General features: G+C 55.2%; 22 protein-coding genes, 1 pseudogene and 1 riboswitch. Of the genes and pseudogenes, 19 read left to right on the top strand and 4 right to left on the bottom strand.

The window, feature by feature from the left end:
• The first annotated feature begins 202 nt into the window (after nt 1-202).
• The 6 genes and pseudogenes from A6764_RS18885 (at nt 203) to A6764_RS18860 (ending at nt 6,610) form a co-directional block, all read left to right on the top strand.
• Complete coding sequence (locus tag A6764_RS18885; protein ID WP_141669754.1) at nt 203-1,351, top strand: hypothetical protein; 1,149 nt, start codon at nt 203-205, stop codon at nt 1,349-1,351.
• A 141-nt stretch (nt 1,352-1,492) separates the two neighbouring features.
• Nucleotides 1,493-2,116, top strand: coding sequence for a hypothetical protein (locus A6764_RS18880; protein ID WP_065067868.1), 624 nt, complete (start codon nt 1,493-1,495; stop codon nt 2,114-2,116).
• A 578-nt stretch (nt 2,117-2,694) separates the two neighbouring features.
• Nucleotides 2,695-4,479, top strand: coding sequence for a M3 family oligoendopeptidase (locus tag A6764_RS18875; protein ID WP_065067869.1), 1,785 nt, complete (start codon nt 2,695-2,697; stop codon nt 4,477-4,479).
• 303 nt (nt 4,480-4,782) lie between these two features.
• Nucleotides 4,783-4,914 (top strand): annotated as a pseudogene (locus tag A6764_RS22470) (MFS transporter); the annotation flags it as partial.
• A 311-nt stretch (nt 4,915-5,225) separates the two neighbouring features.
• The gene (locus A6764_RS18865) at nt 5,226-6,056 is read left to right on the top strand and encodes an undecaprenyl-diphosphate phosphatase (RefSeq protein ID WP_029097866.1); all 831 of its coding nucleotides are present in this window, start codon (nt 5,226-5,228) and stop codon (nt 6,054-6,056) included.
• 173 nt (nt 6,057-6,229) lie between these two features.
• Entirely contained in the window at nt 6,230-6,610 is a 381-nt protein-coding gene (locus A6764_RS18860; RefSeq protein WP_065067871.1) for a DoxX family protein, read from the top strand.
• Between the two features lie 45 nt (nt 6,611-6,655).
• On the opposite strand, the gene A6764_RS18855 is transcribed toward A6764_RS18860, so the two are convergent.
• The 3 genes from A6764_RS18855 to A6764_RS18845 form a co-directional block, all read right to left on the bottom strand.
• Nucleotides 6,656-7,276, bottom strand: coding sequence for a DUF6143 family protein (locus tag A6764_RS18855; RefSeq protein ID WP_065067872.1), 621 nt, complete (start codon nt 7,274-7,276; stop codon nt 6,656-6,658).
• Between the two features lie 63 nt (nt 7,277-7,339).
• The gene (locus A6764_RS18850) at nt 7,340-8,185 is read right to left on the bottom strand and encodes an arylamine N-acetyltransferase (protein WP_264622327.1); all 846 of its coding nucleotides are present in this window, start codon (nt 8,183-8,185) and stop codon (nt 7,340-7,342) included.
• A gap of 11 nt (nt 8,186-8,196) precedes the next feature.
• Complete coding sequence (locus A6764_RS18845; RefSeq protein ID WP_065067873.1) at nt 8,197-8,571, bottom strand: DUF423 domain-containing protein; 375 nt, start codon at nt 8,569-8,571, stop codon at nt 8,197-8,199.
• A 191-nt stretch (nt 8,572-8,762) separates the two neighbouring features.
• Between A6764_RS18845 and A6764_RS18840 the strand changes: the two genes are divergently transcribed.
• The 11 genes from A6764_RS18840 (at nt 8,763) to A6764_RS18790 (ending at nt 19,062) form a co-directional block, all read left to right on the top strand.
• A complete protein-coding gene (locus A6764_RS18840) occupies nt 8,763-8,945 on the top strand; it encodes a hypothetical protein (protein WP_065067874.1) in 183 nt (60 codons plus the stop codon).
• Between the two features lie 152 nt (nt 8,946-9,097).
• Nucleotides 9,098-10,522: a SpoVR family protein gene (locus tag A6764_RS18835; protein ID WP_065067879.1), complete on the top strand. Its 1,425-nt coding sequence runs from the start codon at nt 9,098-9,100 to the stop codon at nt 10,520-10,522.
• A gap of 237 nt (nt 10,523-10,759) precedes the next feature.
• Nucleotides 10,760-10,972, top strand: coding sequence for a hypothetical protein (locus A6764_RS18830; protein WP_231558799.1), 213 nt, complete (start codon nt 10,760-10,762; stop codon nt 10,970-10,972).
• A 429-nt stretch (nt 10,973-11,401) separates the two neighbouring features.
• The gene (coxB, locus tag A6764_RS18825; protein WP_083989885.1) at nt 11,402-12,427 is read left to right on the top strand and encodes a cytochrome c oxidase subunit II; all 1,026 of its coding nucleotides are present in this window, start codon (nt 11,402-11,404) and stop codon (nt 12,425-12,427) included.
• 31 nt (nt 12,428-12,458) lie between these two features.
• On the top strand, nt 12,459-14,429 hold the full coding sequence (locus tag A6764_RS18820; protein WP_065067875.1) for a cbb3-type cytochrome c oxidase subunit I: 1,971 nt from the start codon (nt 12,459-12,461) through the stop codon (nt 14,427-14,429).
• Nucleotides 14,429-15,031, top strand: coding sequence for a cytochrome o ubiquinol oxidase subunit III (gene cyoC, locus A6764_RS18815; protein WP_029097857.1), 603 nt, complete (start codon nt 14,429-14,431; stop codon nt 15,029-15,031). Before A6764_RS18820 ends, cyoC begins: the two co-directional genes overlap by 1 nt.
• A 1-nt stretch (nt 15,032) precedes the next feature.
• Complete coding sequence (gene cyoD / locus A6764_RS18810) at nt 15,033-15,356, top strand: cytochrome o ubiquinol oxidase subunit IV (protein ID WP_029097856.1); 324 nt, start codon at nt 15,033-15,035, stop codon at nt 15,354-15,356.
• Nucleotides 15,357-15,608: 252 nt separating this feature from the next.
• Nucleotides 15,609-16,175, top strand: a complete 567-nt coding sequence (locus tag A6764_RS18805) for an FAD-dependent oxidoreductase (RefSeq protein ID WP_029097855.1) — start codon at nt 15,609-15,611, stop codon at nt 16,173-16,175.
• A gap of 119 nt (nt 16,176-16,294) precedes the next feature.
• Nucleotides 16,295-17,833 carry an MDR family MFS transporter gene (locus tag A6764_RS18800; protein WP_035301009.1) on the top strand — a complete coding sequence of 513 codons (1,539 nt, stop codon included), beginning with the start codon at nt 16,295-16,297 and terminating at the stop codon, nt 17,831-17,833.
• Nucleotides 17,834-18,072: 239 nt separating this feature from the next.
• Nucleotides 18,073-18,363, top strand: coding sequence for a DUF3817 domain-containing protein (locus tag A6764_RS18795; protein ID WP_044898271.1), 291 nt, complete (start codon nt 18,073-18,075; stop codon nt 18,361-18,363).
• A gap of 180 nt (nt 18,364-18,543) precedes the next feature.
• A complete protein-coding gene (locus A6764_RS18790) occupies nt 18,544-19,062 on the top strand; it encodes a DUF2179 domain-containing protein (protein WP_029097852.1) in 519 nt (172 codons plus the stop codon).
• A gap of 140 nt (nt 19,063-19,202) precedes the next feature.
• Here the strand turns inward: A6764_RS18790 and A6764_RS18785 are convergent, their stop codons facing one another.
• On the bottom strand, nt 19,203-19,913 hold the full coding sequence (locus tag A6764_RS18785) for a M15 family metallopeptidase (RefSeq protein ID WP_065067876.1): 711 nt from the start codon (nt 19,911-19,913) through the stop codon (nt 19,203-19,205).
• Between the two features lie 366 nt (nt 19,914-20,279).
• On the opposite strand from A6764_RS18785, the gene A6764_RS18780 reads away from it, so the two are divergent.
• Nucleotides 20,280-20,810, top strand: coding sequence for a M23 family metallopeptidase (locus A6764_RS18780; RefSeq protein ID WP_044898273.1), 531 nt, complete (start codon nt 20,280-20,282; stop codon nt 20,808-20,810).
• A gap of 84 nt (nt 20,811-20,894) precedes the next feature.
• Nucleotides 20,895-21,416 carry a hypothetical protein gene (locus tag A6764_RS18775; protein WP_065067877.1) on the top strand — a complete coding sequence of 174 codons (522 nt, stop codon included), beginning with the start codon at nt 20,895-20,897 and terminating at the stop codon, nt 21,414-21,416.
• A gap of 91 nt (nt 21,417-21,507) precedes the next feature.
• Nucleotides 21,508-21,722, top strand: a riboswitch (cobalamin riboswitch).
• Nucleotides 21,723-21,734 lie beyond the last annotated feature (12 nt).

Here is a 21,734-nt window from a genome sequence, read left to right as displayed (position 1 = left end):
AATTACATCAGTCGAACTGTCCGCGACTGCTTCCTCGATTCATTCAGACTTAGAACCCTCGGAAAATTCTGGGCCAGTCACCGACGGGGTATAATTTCTATAATATACCATATATTCATATCTTAAACAAGACTTGATGTGTAAATAAATAACATGTATTTTTTGGCATGTAAGTTAATTACAGTATTTGGAGGGGTATATCTTGAAAAGTTCAAAACTATTACCAAGTATTCTTGGGATGGCCTTGCTGGGAAGTTTGTTTATTTCTCCAGTTTACGCTGGAAGTACAAGTGATGGAGACAAAGATAAAAGGAGTAGAACTGTAGGCACTGCTACTGCTACATACATTAATGATACAGTTTACACGGCTTCCAAATGTGGTATGTCCGCAAAAGCGGTTTATTCTGCCTATGCAAATAAGACTATGGACGGAATTGGTATCAGTTATGAAGTTTATAGTCTTTTTGACGAAGAAGATGCGTTTGATAGTGATTCAGCAAGTGATTCAAATACCTCCAGGGTTAGCATGGTATCAAAAGAAACGCATGGTTATTATAAATCTGAAGCAGATTTTGATTTTGCAAGATCTGGATCTACATGGTCTCCATTTTCCAGAGTTTACAATTGTGCAGAGAATCCCTCTTCGAGGGCGTATCGATATGATTCTTTGAAACAGGATAGCGTTGATTACCTTATTCAAAAGATTGACCAATATGAATTAAATCAAGAGTCTATAACCAGATATAATCAACGATCTGTTTCTGACAAAAAAGAAGATATTTTATTGGAGATTGCCGAACTACTTTTTAAGGATCAAGAAACGAAACTTAAAAAATACGGTGTAGACCTTTCTGATCTAAAGATTGTGGAAACTCCATATGAGTTAAAGAACGTAGATAAATTTGTTGATGAGTTCACAGGAATTGAAATTGAGAATAATGAAGAATCAGAATTAATTAAAGTAGTTCATTTTAAGCCAATATTAACAAAAGAAGGAAATCAAAGCTATGTTGTATTGCCGTATGCTTTTGTAGACCAGACTAATAAACGAGTAGATACGGGTATCATTGCTGAAGAACTTGAAACTTCGAAACAAGTCAAAGCAGCGAGTAGTGATTTAAACTTATCTAAAATCCCATCAAAAATGAGGAACGGCGAGTATATCCGGTTCGATATGTTTGAGGATAGCCCAAAAAACGGCAAATACTATTACAGTAAAAATAATGATTGGTGGTACGAAAGAGATTATGGAGGTCATGGTGGAACATATTGGAAATTGAAGCATCGTGGCTCAAATGAATACTGGTCGTTAACTTCTGCTGGAAAAATAATCAGATATAAGAAACCCTAGAAAATCGGAAAGTCTCCTTACATAATAAGGAGACTTCACTTTTTACTTTCCAGAGTACCTGTATATTGGGCGGCAAACATTTCAGAGATATGTAATGTAAGCAAAACCCCTATAATTGTATGCATTCGGGAGGTTTCAATCATGGAATCAAAATTTTGTATTCCTACAAAACAGGAAGTTGATTTCTTGGAAAAGCATTTTCATTCCCTTGACGTTCTTGAGTTTTATTCGAAAGGGAAATATATATCGCTGATTGATAGATTTCCACGTAGTTTAACTGAAGATGAGATAGAACGTGAACCTCTATCTTATTCAAGAGATTGGGAGCCTTCTGCTAAAGAAAAGCAGAAGTACCTTTTGGACGAAAAGAAATTTTTGCGATTTTTTTCATCAATTTACCATTTTCACAAAAAAAATAATGTGTTTGTTTATTGTCGGGATTTTGCTGACATCAACATCAATGACTTTAGGTATTTAGAGGATACAAACACACAAAACATGGCGGTTGAGGGATTGTCTTATCTGAAAGAGTCTAGCCAAGGAGTACTTAAGACATCCGATCTTGCCACCCTAGAGGTTTTCGTAAAATTAACGTTGCGAGAAGCTATCTACTGTAACTTCTTTTTTATAGACTCCTTGTCTGTACTAATTGGGTATTACGAGATGAGTTTCTTACTCTACTGTAACGATCCTGAGACATTAAAGAAATACGAAGATTTTGCCATTGAATCAAACCTATTTTCCAGGAAACCGAATATAGGATGAGTTTACGACAGCATGGTCAGGCAATATTGATAATTTGGATTTTGTTTTGAGTGAATGAAAAACGAACTTACTGGGGATAATAACATTCTTAGCAACCTGACACTTTGCAGGTTGCTTTTTTCCTTAGAGAATGCTGTTCTATTTGTTATGCTAGTAAGATAGTGCCTTACCTTGTAAGTGAGGCTTGAGGTGAATGCAGTGAAATTTGATACCATTGCAACTGTAGCAACTCCGATGGGAGAGGCGAGCATTGCTGTGTAAGTGGGCCAGAAGCGATAGAAGGTGTGGATAAAATATACAGGGCCACTATTGTCGTCTAATATAGTTCCGTTTTTTAATTGCAAAGAACGGAATAGAGTGCTACAGGTAGTCTCGTTCTCCATGAGCGAGCCAGCATCCTAATGAACAAAGTCTCTCAGCGTCAGCATCCGGCATCTGCTTCGGTGAAAGTATCCGCTAAGAAGAACCTGCTTCATCGAACAGGATTAAATACAAATTTTCTTATTGGGAAAGAGGTTTTTGCTGAGTGCTGTGAAAGAGAGTAAACGTAGAGTTTACATGATTAGGGAGGGATATATATGAAAACACAATTGCCGCAGCGCTGGAATCTGGAGGTGCTGTTTTCCGGCGGAAGCGAGTCAGAGTCATTTCGCGCGTTTCTCAGCATGTTGGAAGGAGATATTGCCGCTCTGCAGGCGCAGGTGAGCGTGGACCGCGTGCGGATGGACGACAAGGACGCGTTTGTCTCCATGCTGGCCCAGGTGCAGAGCATTGCCGTCCGGCTGAAGGAGGCGGGGGCGTTCGTCTCCTGCCTGACCGCCCAAGATGTAAAGGACGAACAGGCCACACTCCTGGGCGGACGGGTGAAAACCGTTGCCGCCTCATTTGCCGCGGCGCTGGCCAAATGGGAGGAACACCTGCTCGCGATCGACGAACCGGTCTGGAACAAGCTGCTCGCCGCCCCGGAGGTGAAGCCGGTCGCGTTCAATCTCAATGAACGGCGCAGACGGGCGAAGGAAAAGCTGCCGCCCGAGCAGGAAGTACTGGCCAACGACCTGGCCGTGGACGGATACCACGCCTGGCAGGATCTCTACAATACCGTCGTCGGCCGCATGACAATCGAAGTGGAGGTGGATGGCGAAACGAAGCGTCTCTCCGTCGGCCAGGCCGCCAACCTGATGCACCACCCGGACCGCAGCGTCCGCGCCCGCGTGTTCGCCAAATGGCAGGAGGCCTGGGCGCAGGAAGCGGAACTGTGCGCACAGGCGCTCAATCACCTGGGCGGCTTTCGCCTGGCGCTGTACCGGCATCGGGGATGGGACTCCGTGCTGCGCGAGCCGCTGGACATCGGGCGGATGCAGGAAAAGACGCTGGACGCGATGTGGCAGGCGATCGACAACCGCAAGGACCGGCTCGTCGCGTACCTGGAGCGCAAGGCCAAGCTGCTGGGCGTGGACAAATTGAGCTGGTACGACGTGTCCGCTCCGGTCGGTCGCCAGCACAAGAAGATGTCCTATGAGGAAGGCGCTGCGTTTATCCTCGAACAGTTTGGCCGGTTCAGCCCGAAGCTGGCCGCCTTTGCCCAAAACGCCTTCGAGAACGGGTGGATCGAGGCGGAGGACCGGCCGGGCAAACGGCCGGGCGGCTTCTGCACCAGCTTTCCGGCGAGAGGCGAGTCCCGCGTGTTTATGACCTACGCGGGCAGCCTGCAAAACGTGTCCACCCTGGCTCATGAACTGGGGCACGCCTATCACCAGCACGTCATGAACGATCTGCCGCCGCTTACGCAAAACTACGCGATGAACGTGGCGGAGACGGCTTCCACGTTTGCGGAAATGATCGTGGCGGACGCGGCGGTGAAGAACGCGGCCAGTGCGGAGGAGCGGGTGGCTCTCCTGGAAGACAAAGTGCAGCAGACCGTCTCCTTTTTCATGAACATCCAGGCCCGCTTCCTGTTTGAGAAACGCTTTTACGAAAAGCGGAAATACGGGCTGGTCAGCGTAGAGGAGCTGAACCGGCTGATGCTGGAAGCCCAGCGAAAGGCGTACCGCGACGCGCTGGCCGAATACGAGCCGCTTTTCTGGGCGTCCAAGCTGCATTTTTACATCACGACCTATCCGTTCTACAACTTCCCGTACACCTTCGGCTATCTGTTCAGCCTGAGCGTGTACGCGCGCGCCCTGCAGGAAGGGCCGGCCTTTGCCGACAAGTACGACGCCCTTCTGCGCGATACGGGACGGATGACCGTGGAAGAGCTGGCGATGCGCCATCTGGGCGAGGACATCACCGACATCCGGTTTTGGCAGAAGGCGGTGGATCTGGCCGTAGCCGACATCGACGAGTTTCTCAGCCTGACGAAATAAAGCGGGGCATTTCAGCGCGAGCGGACGGCTTCCCGACGACCGAAAGGAAACCGGTCCGCGCCGCGTGCATCCGCCAGGCCGACTGCCGGCCGCGGACGGGGAACCCTCGCCGGCGCTGCGATCTGCAGCCCCGGCGGGGGTCTTTTGTTGAAAAACCGTAAAGGGAACCGGCGGAATCTTTGGCAATCCTTAACCTGCCGTTTAACCACGGACGATCGTTTTGTCGTACAGTCATGGTAGGGGGAAATGGCGTCACGAACAGAAGGAGGTCGGCGGATGGCAAACGCGGCGAACGGGATGGTGATTGCGGCAATGATCGTGTTTACACTGGGAGAAATCCTAATCATCCCGGCCGAATACGCCCAGATCGACCAGATTGCGCCGCCCCGGATGCGGGGAACGTACTACGGGGCGCAAAGCGTCAGCGAACTGGGCCGCCGCCTGTATGAAAAGAGGCGCGAGCGATCAACCGATCATCCGGTTTCGGCACATTCATCATGCGGTTGACGATATCCCATCCGGCTCATCCCATCCAGCGGTCGCCGGGTGGGTTTTTTGCAGGATGACGGCGGACACCCATGCCGCCGGCGTCTCGCTGGGACGAACGGAGCAGAAAAAATTTAGGCTTGGGGCGCACGAGAAAGTAAGTTAAAATGAAGGGCGTGGCGCAAGCGTTCATGCGAGACAAGAGAGGAGGAAAACGGCGGCATCGCCAAGCTGCCTCTTTTTCCAGAAAGGTGAGTACAATGGATCTGTGGTCAATGTTCGTAGCATTCGTATTAGGGCTTGTGGAAGGACTTACGGAATTCGCGCCCGTTTCCTCGACCGGGCACATGATTATCGTTGACGATATGTGGCTGAAATCCAAGGAGATGTTTTCGCCCGAGGTGGCCAACACCTTCAAGGTGGTGATTCAGCTCGGATCGATCCTGGCCGTGGTGATCGTCTTTAAAGAGCGCTTTTTCGATCTGCTCGGGCTGCGGAAGCGCACGGCAGGCGGACAAGCCCCCGGTCCCAAACTGAAACTGGCCCAGGTGATTGTCGGGCTGCTGCCGGCTGCCGTATTGGGGTTCCTGTTCGAGGACTACATCGACAAATACCTGTTTTCGGTGAACACCGTGCTGATCGGGTTGGTGGCGGGCGCTTTCCTGATGCTGGCCGCTGATTGGTTCCGCCCGGGCAGGCCGAAAGTGGAGACGGTTGACCAGCTTACGTACAAGCAGGCCTTCTTTATCGGCTTGTTTCAGTGCATCGCGCTGTGGCCGGGCTTCTCCCGTTCCGGTTCGACGATTTCGGGCGGGGTGCTGCTGGGATTGAGCCACCGCGCCGCGTCCGATTTTACCTTTATCATGGCCGTCCCTGTCATGCTGGGGGCAAGCTGCCTTTCGCTCATGAAGCACTGGCAGTCCATCACCCTCGATGTCCTGCCGTTTTTTGCGGTCGGCTTTATCAGCGCGTTCGTCTTTGCGCTGCTCTTCATCCGCTTCTTTTTGAAGCTGATCGACCGGATCAAACTGGTTCCGTTTGCCCTCTACCGCATCGTGCTGGCGGCGGTGCTTTACATGGCCCTGATGTAAGAAAAAACCGGCCCCGGAGGTTCGCGTCGAAACCGCCCGGGGCCGCCGCCGGACAAAAGCAAAAGCAGTCGGAAATGATGGGGCGTTCCGACTGCTTTTTTGTTGGCTGAGAAGGAAATCACGCGGCTGTTTGTCCGGGCGTCGGCATATGCTGGTGGTGAGGAGGGAGTCGGATGCGGGAGAAAACGGCTTTCGCCGTGCTGCGGATGGTGACGGGCATGATTTTTTTCGCCCACGGCCTGTACAAGCTGCAAAGAGGAATGGGAGCGGTGGCGGAGTGGTTCGGGAGCGTCGGCCTCCCGACGTGGTTGGCCTATCTGGTGATGCTGGCGGAAGTGCTGGGGGGGATGGCGCTGCTGATCGGGGTGGCGGTACGGCCTGCGTCGCTGCTCCTGGCCGTGATCATGGCAGGCGCCATCGTCACCGTCAAATGGCCAAACGGCCTGATAGGCGCGGGCGGCGCAAGCGGGTACGAGCTGGATCTGGTGCTGCTGGCGGTGACCCTGTATCTGGCCGTAAAGAGGGGAGAGGTTGGCGGCAGGAAGGTCCGCTAAGCTCCGACCAACCCAAAAAACCGCTGGGGCAGCGGTTTTTTTCGTTCATCCGTATACCGGCTGCTCCCACCAGCCGAAAGAGACGGTCAGTTCCGAGGACGGGACTTCGGCGGGGATGTGGAACAGCAGGGCCGTTCCGGGGCCGAGGATCCAGCGGCCGCTCTTTTCGGCGGCGGTGGTGCTGCTCGGCGGGAGGATCCGGGTGGAGGCGATGACCCCGTCCCGGGGCATCTCGGACGTGGCGGACGCGTACAAGATTTGCCCTTTCGGGGCGGGGCAGGGGGGCAGTTGGATGCTGCCCGGGGATACCTGCCGGGAAGCGGTCGCCCCGCCAAGCTGGTTGGCCTTGCCGAGCCAGATGTGCACTTCCACGGGATGGTCAGCCCGGTTAGTGAGAAACCAATCGTTTACGTACACCTGGACGCCTGAACGGTAGGGATTGACCAGTGCCCCCCAGGCCTGGACGCCGTCGCCCGCAGTCAGCTTTTCCGTTTGCCCCAGGTAGTATTTGCCCTGCATCGCCATCGCCGTCGCCAGAGGAATGTCGACGCGCATGTCCGTTTGCTCTCCGGCGGTCTGGCCGGAATACGGAAAGTATCCCATCTGCAGGAACATGTCGGGGATGCCGTAGTAGTACGACGGCTGCGTATACGGGGGCTTTTCCATACGTTCAGCTCCTTTGGGATGGAGTAGACGCTACAGCATATGGCAGCAGCCCGCGAGACGTGTTTACGTTTCCGGGGCAAACGGATCGATGCCCCGCGCCCGCAGCGCCTCCACCGCCTCCCTGACCGGCAAGAGGGGCAGGCGGAACTCGTCCGCTACCGCCTCTTCCAGCTCCCGGACGGAACCGAGCGTCACCTGGCGCTCGCTGCCGTCGGCGTGCGTGATCAGCAGGGTGTTGTTTTTCAGGGAGACGCTGCGTTCGTTGTCCCATTGATACACATGGATGCGCAGGCAGTTGAGAAAGGTGGCGCCGGGGAGGAACGAGCGGGCGATCGCGTCGGCGAAATCGTCCGGTTCCCGCCGCTCCTCCGGGTCAAAGTGCCAGTGATCGCTCACCAGCTTCTCCCGCCGGTAACGCAGGTATCGGTAACGACCCGGCCGCTCCGTATCCGGCGCGATCCGCACCGCCTCCGGGCCGAACCGGGTGCTGTTGTCGGGATCGCGGCGAAAACGGACCGGCTGATACAGGGGAGCGGCGGAGCCGAGATCGACGTAGACCGGCTCTCCGCCCCATTCCGGCAGCCGGACGATGACCGCCGTATGGGCGTCCCCCACCGGCACGAGATGGGCGGAAAAGTCCAGCGCGCGCAGCAGCGCGAGGAAATTGGCGTGGATGGAGTAGCAGGTGCCGCCGAACCCGCAGCGGGCGGCGTCGGCGACAAACTGTTCGGGCGAGGGGAGGCCGCTGTGCCCCGGACGCCGGGCCTGCAGCAGTTTGCCGACGTTTTCAAACGGAAACGCCTGCAGATGGGCGCGGCACAGCTCGCTGAGATAGGCGTAACCGGCCGGGCGCGGTTCCAGTCCCAGCCGGTGGAGATAGGCATATGCCCAAGCGGGTAACCGCGACATGGGAAACCTCCTCAGGAGACGGATTTCCAGGCGTGCACGGCGAGAAGCGCCCAGCCGGCCAGGAACAGGAGGCCGCCAAACGGGGTAATCGCCCCGAGCGCTTTGATGTTGGTGAAGCTGAGGGCGTACAGGCTGCCGGAAAAGAGCAGGGTGCCGACAGCGAAGCACCAGCCCGCCCAGGTCAGGGCAGACGAATCGGGGAACCATTTGCATAACAGGGCGACCAGCACCAGCGCCATCGCATGCGTCGTCTGGTAGGTAACCCCGGTGTGGAAGACGCCGAGCAGGTAGTCGTTCAGCCTGCCTTTCAGCACATGGGAACCAAACGCGCCCAGGGCGACGGAGAGAAAGCCGCTGATACTGCCGAGCAGAAGAAAGATACGCACGAAACATTCGCTCCTTTGTGTGACAATATGCATACACAGCGTTATTGTACCGCAACCGGTGCGTCCATGCCCAATTGCAAATTGTTGAACGCGCTTTCTGGCCTCCTGTCCAGACCGCGTGACAACCTCCGGCATAGTATACAGTACGTGGCGGCAGCGCTTGCATGCCGCCGCCGCAGGAGGTGAACAGCATGGGCAAATGGACGGCGCTTGTGGGCGGCCTCGTAGGCGGTTGGTCCTTTTTGAAAATCCCGCTGGAAGGCTCGTTCCTCTCCGCAATCGATCCTGTCGTCGATGGCATTGGCACCGTGGCGATGGTGGTATTCTCGGGCGCACTCATCTATTTTGGCGTACGCGACTGGCTCCAGAAGTAACAACCGAATCGGTGCCGACAGAGGCAAAGGCGTCCCTGCAGAAAGGGGCGTCTTTGTTTTGGTCCGGATTCACTTCGTCGTTTTGTCGGGTGCTCTCATGCCGGATGCCCCCATATACATAGAGGAGGGAGAAGAAAATGGGGGGAAGCGACATGACCAACGACGAACGCAAGGAACTGGAGCGCTCGATTGAAGAAATCACGGAAATCGCCAAAGGCTTCGGCCTTGACTTTTACCCGATGCGCTACGAGATTTGCCCGGCGGACATCATCTACACGTTTGGCGCGTACGGCATGCCGACGCGCTTCTCGCACTGGAGCTTTGGAAAGTCCTTTTACAGGATGAAACTGCAGTACGACCTCAATCTGAGCAAAATCTACGAGCTGGTGATCAACTCCAACCCGTGCTACGCCTTTCTGTTGGACGGCAACACGCTGATCCAGAACAAGCTGATCGTCGCCCACGTCTTGGCCCACTGCGACTTTTTCAAAAACAACGTGCGGTTCTCCAACACCAACCGCGACATGGTGGAGAGCATGGCGGCCAGCTCGGAGCGCATCCGGCAGTACGAGATCGAGCACGGCAAGGAGGCAGTGGAGTCGTTTTTGGACGCCTGCCTGGCCATTCAGGAGCACATCGATCCCAGCCTGCTGCGGCCGAAACTGCGCTGGAAGCGGGAGGTGGAGGAGACGACCGGCAAACCGGGCAAAACGGAGCGGTCCACGCCGTACGACGATCTGTGGCGGCTGGAACGCACAGAAGAAAAGCCAGCCGATCCGGGCAAGCCGATCCGCAAGTTCCCGCCCGAACCGGAGAAAGACCTGCTGTTGTTCATCATGGAGTACAGCACCATTCTGGAGGACTGGCAGCGGGACGTCATAACGATCATCCGCGACGAGATGCTCTACTTCTGGCCGCAGTTGGAGACGAAGATCATGAACGAAGGCTGGGCCACCTACTGGCACATGCGCATCCTGCGGGAACTGGACCTGACGGAAGCGGAGACGATCGACTTTGCCAAGCTGCACGCCTCGGTGATCCAGCCGTCGCCGACCAGCATCAACCCGTACCATCTCGGGCTGAAAATCTTTGAGGATATCGAGGCGCGCTGGGACAATCCGACCAAGGAAGAGCAGGAGCGTTTCGGGCGCACGCCGGGCCAGGGGCGGGCGAAGATTTTCGAGGTGCGCGAGATGGAGTCGGACATCAGCTTTCTGCGCAATTATTTGACCAAGGAACTGGTCGACAAGCTGGATTTGTACCTGTTCGGCAAGCAGGGCAGCGACTGGGTGGTGACGGAAAAATCCTGGGAGCAGGTGCGGGACGGCCTGGCCGCGACGCGCGTCAACGGCGGCTTCCCGTACGTCATGGTCCACGACGGCGACTACCTGCGGGCAGGCGAGCTGTACCTGAAGCACTACTACGAAGGACTGGAGCTGGACGTCAAGTACGTGGAAAAGACGCTCCCGTACGTGTACCAGCTCTGGGGCAAAAACGTCCACCTGGAGACGGTGATCGAGGAGCGGGCGGTGCAGTTTACCTACGACGGGAAAAAGGTGCATCGGAGGTTTTTGTAAGGGAAACGTGATGGGATGGCAGAAGCTGTTCCTTTGAAGAAGAGGAACAGCTTTTGTATTGCATGGATCCTGGCCTGAGAATAAACCCAGCGCGCCCGCGGAACTGGAAAGCGACCCCATCCTTCCGGAAAAAACGACAATTTTTTGAGAAAAAATTGAACAAAACGTGAACAAAATGTGAAAAATGTGTTACAATAGAGCCATGAACCAATCGATAACGGACAGGGGTTGGGTGCCATGAACCAAATGAACAATGGTATCAAAGCAGCGGCAACCTTGAAGTGGCTTGCGTGGGCGGCAACGATCATCGGTGCTGTTCTGCTGGTGATCAATGTAAGCGATTTCCGCGCGGAGAATTTTGGACTGATGGCGGCGATTGGATTTTTGATCGGAGGCATGAACATCTTTTTGCTGAGCACGGTGTTCCGGCTGCTTCACACCGAATCGTAGGACAGATGGCGACATTCCATGATCAGACACATAATAAGATGAAGAAACTGGGTGGATGACCTCTCAAGACGAGCGATCTTGAGAGGTCTTTTTTTTGTGCATGCGGCCTGACCGTGCCGTTTCGCGCGCGACGCGCCGGGGCTTCCCGCCGATGGCTGCCGGGAGAGAGGGCAGGCAGTCTGCTTGAAAAAACCACCTGTATTGGCTGCTAATTAGAAAAACAGGGGATCGGTAACAAAGTTTTGATCAAATCGTGAAGTATTAGTGAACACTTTGTCACGAAAAAAGGGCAAATTCTTGAACGGTGTGTAAACAAAGGTACAAAACAAATGCGCTTTTGATACGATATGAGAGCAAAAAACATGTTTACTAAGACTGAATGTGAACGGTTGTTTCCTTTCTGTTGGAACGGAGGAGGGGTAGGAAGAAATGGGAGCTAGAAAGTGGCTCGGACGGGTCCAGTTTTGGATCATGGCGGTATTGGCCAGCGTCCTGTTGAGCGGATGCGGGAGCGAATACATGGTCCTCAATCCGAAGGGGCCCGTTGCTGAAACGCAGTACAATCTGATCATTATCTCCGTGATTTTGGTCTCGATCGTGATCCTGCCGGTGTTGGCGATTACGTTCTACATCGTGTGGCGCTATCGGGACAAACCGGGGAACAAGGCGCCGTACCAACCGGAATGGGCGCACAACACCACCCTGGAGGTCATCTGGTGGGGGATTCCCGTCGTCATTATTGCCATTCTTGGCTATTTTACGGTGCGCGACACCTACGCGCTGGTCGAGCCTCCCAATAAAGAAGTGAAGCCGATCACGGTACAGGTGACGTCGCTCGATTGGAAATGGATGTTTACTTATCCTGAACAAAACATCGCAACAGTCAACTATGTGCATATTCCGGTGGGCGTTCCCGTTCAATTTGAGCTGACCGCCGAGGCGCCGATGAACTCGTTCTGGGTACCGCAGTTGGCCGGCCAGACCTATACGATGCCGGGCATGGCGATGGGATTGTGGCTGCAGGCGGATGAGCCGGGCGAGTACTTCGGTACAGGGGCCAACTTTACGGGGAAAGGCTTCGCCCACATGCAGTTCAAGGTGATTGCCGAACCGCAGGAGGAGTTTGACAAGTGGGTGCAGCAGGTGAAAAACACTGCGCCGGGCATGACCAGACAGGACTACGAAAACCTGGTGAAGCCGGGTCTGTCCGACCGCTTGACGTATTCGTCTTTCCCGCCGGGGCTGTTTGAGGAAATCGTGAAGAAATACGGCCATGCGCACGGCAATCATCCGGGCGGCATGAACCACTACAAGAACAATCTGAAAAACAACGACGACCAACACGACGAAGGACATCAAGGCGGTGGACAGCAGGATGCCGGACAGCACGGCAGCCACGGCGGAAATGACGCCCAAGCTTCCCACCAGCACGACATGTCCGGAACGAACCATTAACGCATAAACGGAAAGGGAGGAGGATCACCGTATGTGGGAGGACATCAAGTCTTTTGCATCCACGTTTTTTGTCACCGGTGACCCGTTGATTTACGGGGCGGATGTGGCTATTGTGCTGACCATGCTGGCCATCGTGTTTGTCCTGACCAAGTACAAAAAATGGGGCTGGCTGTGGCGCGAATGGCTGACGACCGTCGACCACAAGAAGATCGGGATCATGTACCTGATCTGCTCGCTCTTGATGCTGTTCCGCGGCGGCGTGGACGCGCTGCTGATGCGTCTGCAGCTGGCGCTGCCCAATGTGGAGTTTCTGCACTCCGAGCACTACAACGCGATCTTTACGACACACGGCACGATCATGATTTTGTTCATGGCGATGCCGATGATGTTCGCGCTGTTCAACATCGTCGTGCCGCTGCAGATCGGCGCGCGCGACGTCGCGTATCCGTTTTTGAACGCACTCAGCTTCTGGCTGTTCTTCTTCGGTGCGATGCTGTTCAACCTGTCCTTTGTGATCGGGGGTTCCGCGGAGTCCGGCTGGCTCGCGTATCCGCCGCTGTCGGAAAAAATGTTCAGTCCGGGCGTCGGACAGGACTTCTACATCTGGGGGATTCAGATCTCCGGTATCGGTAGTTTGGCCACCGGGATCAACTTCCTGGTGACCATCCTGAAAATGCGTGCACCGGGCATGTCGCTGATGAAGATGCCGCTGTTCTCCTGGTCGGTTCTGTCCAGCTGCATCACGATCATCTACGCGTTCCCGATCCTGACCGTGACGCTGGCGCTGCTCTTCATCGACCGTTACCTCGGCGCCCATATCTTTACGATGGACGGCGGCGGGAACCCGATGATGTACGTCAACCTGATCTGGATGTGGGGCCACCCGGAAGTGTATATCGTGGTGCTGCCGGCCTTCGGTATCTTCTCTGAGATCGTGGCTACGTTCTCCAAGAAACAGATTTTCGGTTACAAGTCGATGGTCTTTGCGATGATCATCATCAGTGTGCTGTCCTTCTTTACCTGGGCGCACCACTTCTTCACCATGGGCGCGGGGGCGGACGTCAACTCGTTCTTCGCGATCAGTACGATGGCCATCGCCATTCCGACCGGGGTGAAGGTGTTCAACTGGCTGTTCACGATGTTCCGCGGACGGATTCAGTTGAAACAGCCGATGCTTTGGACGATCGCGTTCATTCCGTGCTTCGTGATCGGGGGGGCGACCGGCGTGATGCTGGCTGTCGCTCCGGCGGACTACCAGTACCACAACAGCTACTTCCTGATCGCGCACTTCCACCAAGTGCTGATCGGCGGGGTCGTATTCGGATACCTCGCAGGGATTTACTACTGGTGGCCGAAAATGTTCGGCTTCAAGCTGGATGAGCGCCTGGGCAAATGGGGCTTCTGGCTCTGGAACATCGGCTTCTACGTCTGCTTCATGCCGCAGTACGCGCTCGGCTTCATGGGCATGACCCGACGCCTCTACACGTACGGATGGGACCTGGGCTGGGCACCGCTCAACCTGGTTTCCACTGTCGGCGCGTTCATGATGGGGCTCGGCTTCGTCTTCCAGGTATGGCAGATCGCCTACAGCATCAAACACGGCGAGCGCGACACCACGGGCGACCCGTGGAACGGACGCACGCTGGAGTGGTCGATTCCGTCTCCGGCTCCGGTGTACAACTTCGCCGTCATTCCGCAGGTAAAAGAGGCGGACGACTGGTGGGCGACCAAGCAGGCGAGGGCAAACGGCACGGCAAACGAAGCGCCGGCCAAGCTGGAGCCGATTCACATGCCGAAAAACTCGGGCATTCCGTTTATCATGTCTTTCTTCTGGTTCATTGCCGGATTTGGGTTCGTGTGGGGCTGGACCTGGTGGATCGTGATCGGTCTGGCAGGCGTCGGCATCTCGATGCTGGTGCGTTCGTTCCAGTATGACACGGACTACTACATCCCTGTGGACGAAGTGAGACGGACGGAGGCCTCTCTGGGGAGGGCTGTATAATGCAACAAACGATGGCACATCATGACCACGATCACGGACACGAGGACCACGAATCTCTCAAGGTCCTCGGGTTCTGGATCTTCCTGGTTACGGACTGCATTCTGTTCGGCACGCTGTTTGCCACCTATGCCGTATTGATGCACAGCTACGCGGGAGGGCCGACCGGTAAAGAGATGTTCCAACTGCCGGGCGTGATCGCCTCCACGTTCATCCTGCTGACCAGCAGCTTCACCAGCGGGTTGGCGATGCTGGCCATGCACAAGGGAAAAGTGAAACAGGTGATCGGCTGGCTGGCGATAACCGCCGTCCTGGGTCTGGCGTTTGTCGTGCTGGAAGTGACCGAGTTTTCCCATCTGGTCGCGGAAGGCGCCGCCATTTACACCAGCGCGTACTGGTCCGCGTTCTACGTGCTGGTGGGAACGCACGGTCTGCACGTGACGCTCGGCCTGTTCTGGATGGCCGCGCTGATGATCCAGTTGGGCAAACACGGCATCACGGCGGTCACCAAGCGCAAAATCACCAATCTGGGCCTGTACTGGCACTTCCTCGACGTCGTCTGGATCTTCCTCTTCACGGTCGTCTATCTCATGGGGGTGATGTAAGATGATGCAACACGACAGTCATGGTCACGGGGAGGGGCACGGCTCCCTCAAGTCGTACGTCATCGGGTTTGTCCTGTCGATCGTGCTGACCATCATCCCGCTGGTGCTGGTCATGAACAAGGTGCTGAGCGGCACTGCGCTGGTTGTCGCGATCATGGCGATGGCCGTTCTGCAGTTGTTCGTGCAGTTGTTCTTCTTCATGCACATCCGCGAAGGGGAGAAACCCCGCTACAATGTGCAGGCGCTGATCCTGGGCGCGGTGATCCTTTTGACGATCGTCGCCGGCTCCATTTGGGTCATGAGCTTCAACTCCATGGTGCAGTAAGGCGGACAGACAAAGCAAAGCAAGGCAAAAACCTCTTGGGCCAATCGGGCTCAAGAGGTTTTTTTGTACGGGCGGCCGGAACAGCGCCCCCTCACAGCCGGACAATACCGGCAGCGGAAGGCAGGCCGTGCATGGAAGCACGGGGAGTGTAGGGGGATGGTGCCGCCAATGTGCCCCGGTGGTTTTTCTTTTTTCAAAACTTAGTTTATAATTAAGTTGACAATCATAAAAACTGGAAAGGGGCTTGTCTGAATGTACGAGATCGCGATTATCGGTGCAGGACCGGCAGGGGCCAGCGCGGCGCTGTTTACGGCGAAGGCGGGCAAAAAAACGCTGCTGATCGACAATGACAAGAGCATCACCAAACGGGCCTGGGTGGAAAATCACTACGGCGTGATGGAGATCACCGGCCCTGACCTGGTGGAGACGGGGAAAAAGCAGGCGGAAAAATTTGGCGCCGAGCTGGTGGCTGGCCAGGTGACCAACATCGTCAAAACGGAGCAGGGCTTTACCGTGGAGACGGACGGCGCAGGCACGTTTGAAGCCAGACACGTGATCCTCGCTACCGGCGTCTTGGTCGATCTGGCGGAAAAGATCGGCGTGGCGACCAAGCCCGGCACCGAGCCGCGGATCAAGACGGTGATCGACGTCGACCGGGACGGCAAAACCAGTGTGGAGGGCATCTGGGCGGCCGGAACGTGCGCCGGTGTCAGCGTTCATACGATCATCACCGCCGGCGACGGGGCCAGGGTGGCGATCAACGTCATCAGCGAGCTGAACGGCGAGCGCTACGTCGACCACGACGTGCTGAAAAGCTGAAACAGGATGAAATTCTTGTGCCCTTCTCTCCGTATAGTTGGGAGGGAAGGGTTTTTTCTTTGCAGCCCGAATTGGCTATAATCATGTTCATAGTGAAAACGAACGAGGAGGAGATCGGCGTGATCGCCAAGGAAAGTAACGTGAATGTTGTGGTGGCCGGGCTCCTGCTCGGTCTCTTGATGGCGTCCATGGACAACACCATCGTCGCCACTGCGATGGGAACGATCGTCGGCCAGTTGGGCGGTCTGGACAAGTTTGTCTGGGTCACCTCGGCGTACATGGTGGCCACGATGGCGGGGATGCCGATCTTCGGCAAACTGTCCGACATGTACGGCCGCAAACGCTTTTACGTGTTCGGGCTGGTACTGTTTTTGCTCGGGTCCATCCTCTGCGGGACGGCCGGCAGCATCGTCGAGCTGAGCATCTATCGGGCCATCCAGGGGATTGGCGGCGGGGCGCTGATGCCGATTGCCTTCACGATCATTTTTGACGTCTTTCCGCCGGAGAAGCGGGGGAAAATGACCGGCCTGTTCGGGGCGGTGTTCGGCACGTCCAGCGTCGTCGGTCCCCTGCTCGGCGCCTACATCACCGAGTACTTCGGCTGGCACTGGGTCTTTTACATCAACGTGCCGATCGGTCTCCTGTCGCTCTGGTTCATCTCCGCGTACTACAAGGAGTCGCTGGAACACCGCAAGCAGAGCATTGACTGGTGGGGCGCGATCACGCTGGTAGGGGCCGTGGTCAGCCTGATGTTCGCACTGGAGCTGGGCGGCAATCAGTTCGCCTGGGACTCCGCGGTGATTCTCGGCCTGTTTGCTGCCTTTGCCGCGCTGTTCGCCGTGTTTTTGTACGTGGAAAAACGGGCGGCCGAGCCGATCATTTCGTTTTCCATGTTTAAGCAGCGGCTGTTTGCCGCGAGCAATGTGGTGTCCCTCCTGTACGGGGCGTCCTTCATCATCACGACCGTCTACATCCCGATTTTTATCCAGGGGGTGTTTGGCGGCTCGGCGTCCAACTCGGGTCTTCTGCTCACCCCGATGATGCTCGGGTCGGTTCTCGGCAGCCAAACGGGCGGGATGCTGACAACGAAGACCAGCTTCCGCAACATCATGCTGCTGTCCGCCGCCTTTTTCCTGCCCGGCATGTTTTTGTTGGGGACGCTGACGCCCGAGGTCTCGCGCGGTCTGGTGACCGTCTACATGGTCCTCACCGGTTTTGGCGTCGGCTTTTCCTTCTCGGTGCTGGGCATGGCTGCGATCCACAACTTCGACATGCGTCAGCGGGGCTCAGCCAGTTCGACCAACTCGTTTTTCCGCTCGCTGGGCATGACGCTGGGCGTGAGCGTGTTTGGGATCGTGCAGCGCAACCTGTTCCAGAGCGGCATGGAAGAGGTGTTCGCCGGGGAAGGCAGCGGCGTTCCGGCAGGGGCGCTGGTCGATCCGCGGGCGGTGCTGACTCCGGAAACCCGGGCGTCCATTCCGGCACCTGTCCTGGAGCAGATTACCGCGGTCCTCTCCTCGTCGATTGCCCAGACGTTCATGTGGGCGCTGATCCCGGCCTGTCTGGCGGTCGTGGGAATCCTCCTGATGGGCGGCGAACGGGTGAAAATTCCCGCTGCACAGGTGCGTCCAAAAACAGCGGAGCGGGAACGGGTGTAGCCGAAAGCGGCGGTCATACGCGTGGGGCTGATCATTCATCGGTCTGCTGACGGACGGGAAGAAGCCCCCTGACATGCGGCAGTTGATGCAGGAGCGGGGGCATCGGCTGCTGACGGGGCTTTCGTTCGCCTGCCGGGCAAGTATGAACGTATGTGGAACGAATCTGGATGTTCAACGTTTTCCAACGGTTTCGTTTATCATTCTGCTAGTGATTGGTTTTCAGCAATGGAGGTGGTCACGTGTTTCATACGCCTATCGGGCGCCTGCGCGCCGTCGGGTATGCGGAAGGCATCTCGTTTCTCGTGCTGCTCGGGATTGCCATGCCGCTGAAGTACTTCTTTCATTATCCGTTGGCCGTCACGATCGTGGGCGCGCTTCACGGCCTGTTTTTTGTGCTGTATCTGATCGCCGTTGTACACGCCGCGAGTGTGCACCGCTGGTCGTTCCTGCGGGTGCTGGGCGCGTTTGTCGCGTCGCTTTTGCCGTTCGGCCCGTTCGTGTTTGACGCGAGGCTGCGCCGGGAGCAGTAGGAGCCGGGCGGCAGGGTCGGGAACTGTACCGTGGAACCCGTTCAATCATCCCGAATAGTCGGGGGGTGGACGTGGTTCTTTTTATTGGGGCCGGCGAGGGCAATTTACACCCGGTCCCGGACGTATTATAATCGAAGCCGTTTAGAGAAGACGCCCGAAAACGGGCTGGAGGGCTAACCAGTGGGATACGAGATCATTCTCATCATTGTCGGCATCAACATCCTCTACGTGTCGTTTTTTACGCTGCGCATGATCCTGGTGATCAAAGGGTACCGGCTGTTGGCCTCCCTGCTGTCGATGGTGGAGGTATTCGTCTACTTGAAAGGGTTGGCGATCGTCCTGGACAATCTGGACAACCCGCTCAATCTGGCCGCGTACTGCATCGGATGGGGAATGGGGGTCTATCTGGGATGCCGGATCGAGGAGTACCTGGCACTGGGGTATGTCACCCTGCAGGTGGTCGTCGATTCGCCGGAGCTTGACCTGCCGGCAAAGATGAGAGAACACGGCTTTGGCGTCACCTCCTGGGTGGCGGATGGCAGAGACGGCAAACGGCTGGTCATGCAGGTGCTGACCAAGCGAAGCAACGAGCAAAAGCTGTGGATGCTGATCAACAACCTGGCGCCGAAAGCGTTTGTCATCTCGTTTGAGCCGAAGCACCTGAAAGGCGGTTTCTGGGTAAACCGGCTGAGAGGCTGAGGGAAGCGGCAGAGACGAACAGCGAATGCAAGCAAAAAACAGCCCGCGTGCACCGGATGGAACACCGGCGGCACAAAGGGCTGTTTTTTGCGTGTGGGAAGCATCTCGCCCGGCTCAAATTCGGCCAGGAGACATTCGCATCATTGAACTTTTCGTTGGAACAAGTCCACAAGTCCGCCGTAGATGGCTTGTCCGTTCGTCTGTCTCGCCCAGTTCAGGGTGCCGTACTCGTAGTGCCACCACTCCTGGGGATAGTTGACGAACCCTGCTTCCGTCATCAGATGGTACAAGAGGCGGCGGTTGTCGCGGATGCGCCGCTCGGTCTCGTCCGGGTCGCGCATGCGTTCAAAGTAGCGGGTCGCTGCCCGCTCGCTGAAGTCGTCAAACGCCGTGCCCATGTCCAACCAGCCGTCCGGCCCCGCAATCGTCAGGTCGACGGCTCCGCCGGACAGGTGAGGGGCGGGCTTGTGCACGTCGACGGTGGGAGAGGCGACGTACTTGTCCAATTCGCGGGCCAGCGCCTCCCCTTCCTGCCAGCCCTGGTCGATCAGCGACTGCTTGAACCGCTCGTACAGCGAAGCCTGCACCCGATGGGAACGCCATCCGTCCAGCACCACCAGCCGATAGCCGTCGGGAAGCCGCCCGGCCGCTTGGGCCAACCGCAGCGCCGCCCCTTCGCGCAGGTACGCTTCCGGGAGGGCACCCTGATAGCCTTGATGGTAGTAGGCGGGGTAGACGGAGATCCTGGGCGAGAGCGTCGAGAGGGGAACCAAGGGATCGCCGCATTCCCGCAGAGGCGGAAGCGGTGCGGAATCGCTGCGCGGCTCGTGCGGAATCGGGGGGTATGTCATACGGGTCACCTCCGTGCTGTGTGTTTGAATGGTTTTGCAGCTATCGTAACGAATCATAGAGATACAGTAAACGGATTCTTTCAGCAAGGATCAATGGGCACACATCCTGCTGCGGCACAAATCCTCACGATTTTTCTTCCCGGAATGATGGCAGCAGGGGTTGGGCTAGCTGCATCGTTATCATACTTGTCATTACCGAGTACTGTTCCAGCGCTTGTGAAAGTGTTTATCTTCTCACAATAAAACACTAGATAATTCCAATATTTTAAGATGGTAGTTAACAAATCTTAATATATATTATATAGTAAATATTGGTATTTGAACAAAGTTGTTATGGGGAGGGAAAACTGATGCTGAAAAAGATGTATGGATTGGTATGTTCAACCGATCAAACACAATGATATTGATCCGGATACCGGAAAAAACCTAATTACAAGATACTTGCATTTGGAGCCCGGAACGTTAAAGTTTACAACTAATAAAACAGTAAGCAAAGGTACAACAATTGCTACCTCTGGTAAAAGTGGAGCCACTGGTTACCATTTACACTTCGATGTAAATGCAAAAGGAATGACTTATCCGGGTGATTACGATACGTTTTCTCCCTGGGTTTTTTGGCCCGAAAAGAGACCTTCACTATTAAATATAGATCTTGGGGGAGATACACAAGGACAACACGAGGAAAAGTTCGACGATCCGGAATACTTCTTCGACTTTTTACTTATCGATTACGTTGGTAAGGACGAATTTTTTAGATGGATGGACTCTATTGAGGAGTCAGAGCGTACAATGACAAACTTTAAAAAATATTTCAAATTAACAGAAAAAGATATCAATAAGATTATGAAGACTTCATTGTCGCCTGAAAGAGAAAAGAAAATTTTGGGTAAATCCTAGATTAACTCCACTTAAAAACACTCTCATGACTTAAAGCGTGAGAGTGTTACATTTTCTATTCAATAACGAAGGAGGACAACCATTTTGCAAAGAAAAACGTACCTATACCTAACTCTTCCCGTAGCCATTGCCGCGATCTTGGTCACCTTTTATACCATTGATTCGTTTGACAGAATCTTCGTATCCTCACCAGAAAGGCAGACCGTTCGTGAAGAAGATGTGCTGCAAACCGTTGCCAGGATAAAAGACAACGTAAAAATCGGCTCATCCAAACAAGAAGTCGCCGCACTGTTCGGAGACCGTTACGTTCTCGTGGATGACCAGGGGGATCTCGAAAACGGCTGTGAAGAATTCTGGCTGTACCGCTTTTTCACAGAGGAGGATTACCAGCCTTCGGTGCCCGACCATGTCATTGATGAAGAAGGAATTCGCAGTGGAAAAGTAGGAGCCGCTTTCTTCATCGGCTGGAAAGATGAACGGGTGTACCTGTACACCATCGCTTACCTTCAAGGCCCGAATCACGATCTACATTTTTACTCCAATGTGAATGGAACCATCGAGGATGAAATCATGAATCCAGACGGCACGACGACTCGCAGCGAATAAGACAGCCCATTGAACCCCCGCTTTTTCCTTCCTATCCACGGCCACTTTTGTTATGATGGAGACAAGTGCCAGTCATGTGCGGCACAGACAGCTTCATACGGAGCAAACAGGTCTTCACCTGCGCGGACGCTTCCGGGTGGGTGAAGTTAAAAGGGAAGTTTGGTGAAAATCCAACGCGGTCCCGCCACTGTAAGAGGGGAGTTTTCCTTCACGGCGACAGCCATCCACTGCTCCAGCGGGAGTGGGAAGGAGAAGGAAAGCGGCGATCCTCAAGCCAGGAGACCTGCCTGTTTTGCGTGTGCACTGATTTCCTTCGGG

Origin of the sequence: Brevibacillus sp. WF146 (assembly GCF_001673705.2) — a bacterium.
GTDB classification, from domain to species: domain Bacteria; phylum Bacillota; class Bacilli; order Brevibacillales; family Brevibacillaceae; genus Brevibacillus; species Brevibacillus thermoruber.
Note: the sequence above shows the minus strand (reverse complement) of the source record. Positions and strands in the feature narration are given on the sequence as shown.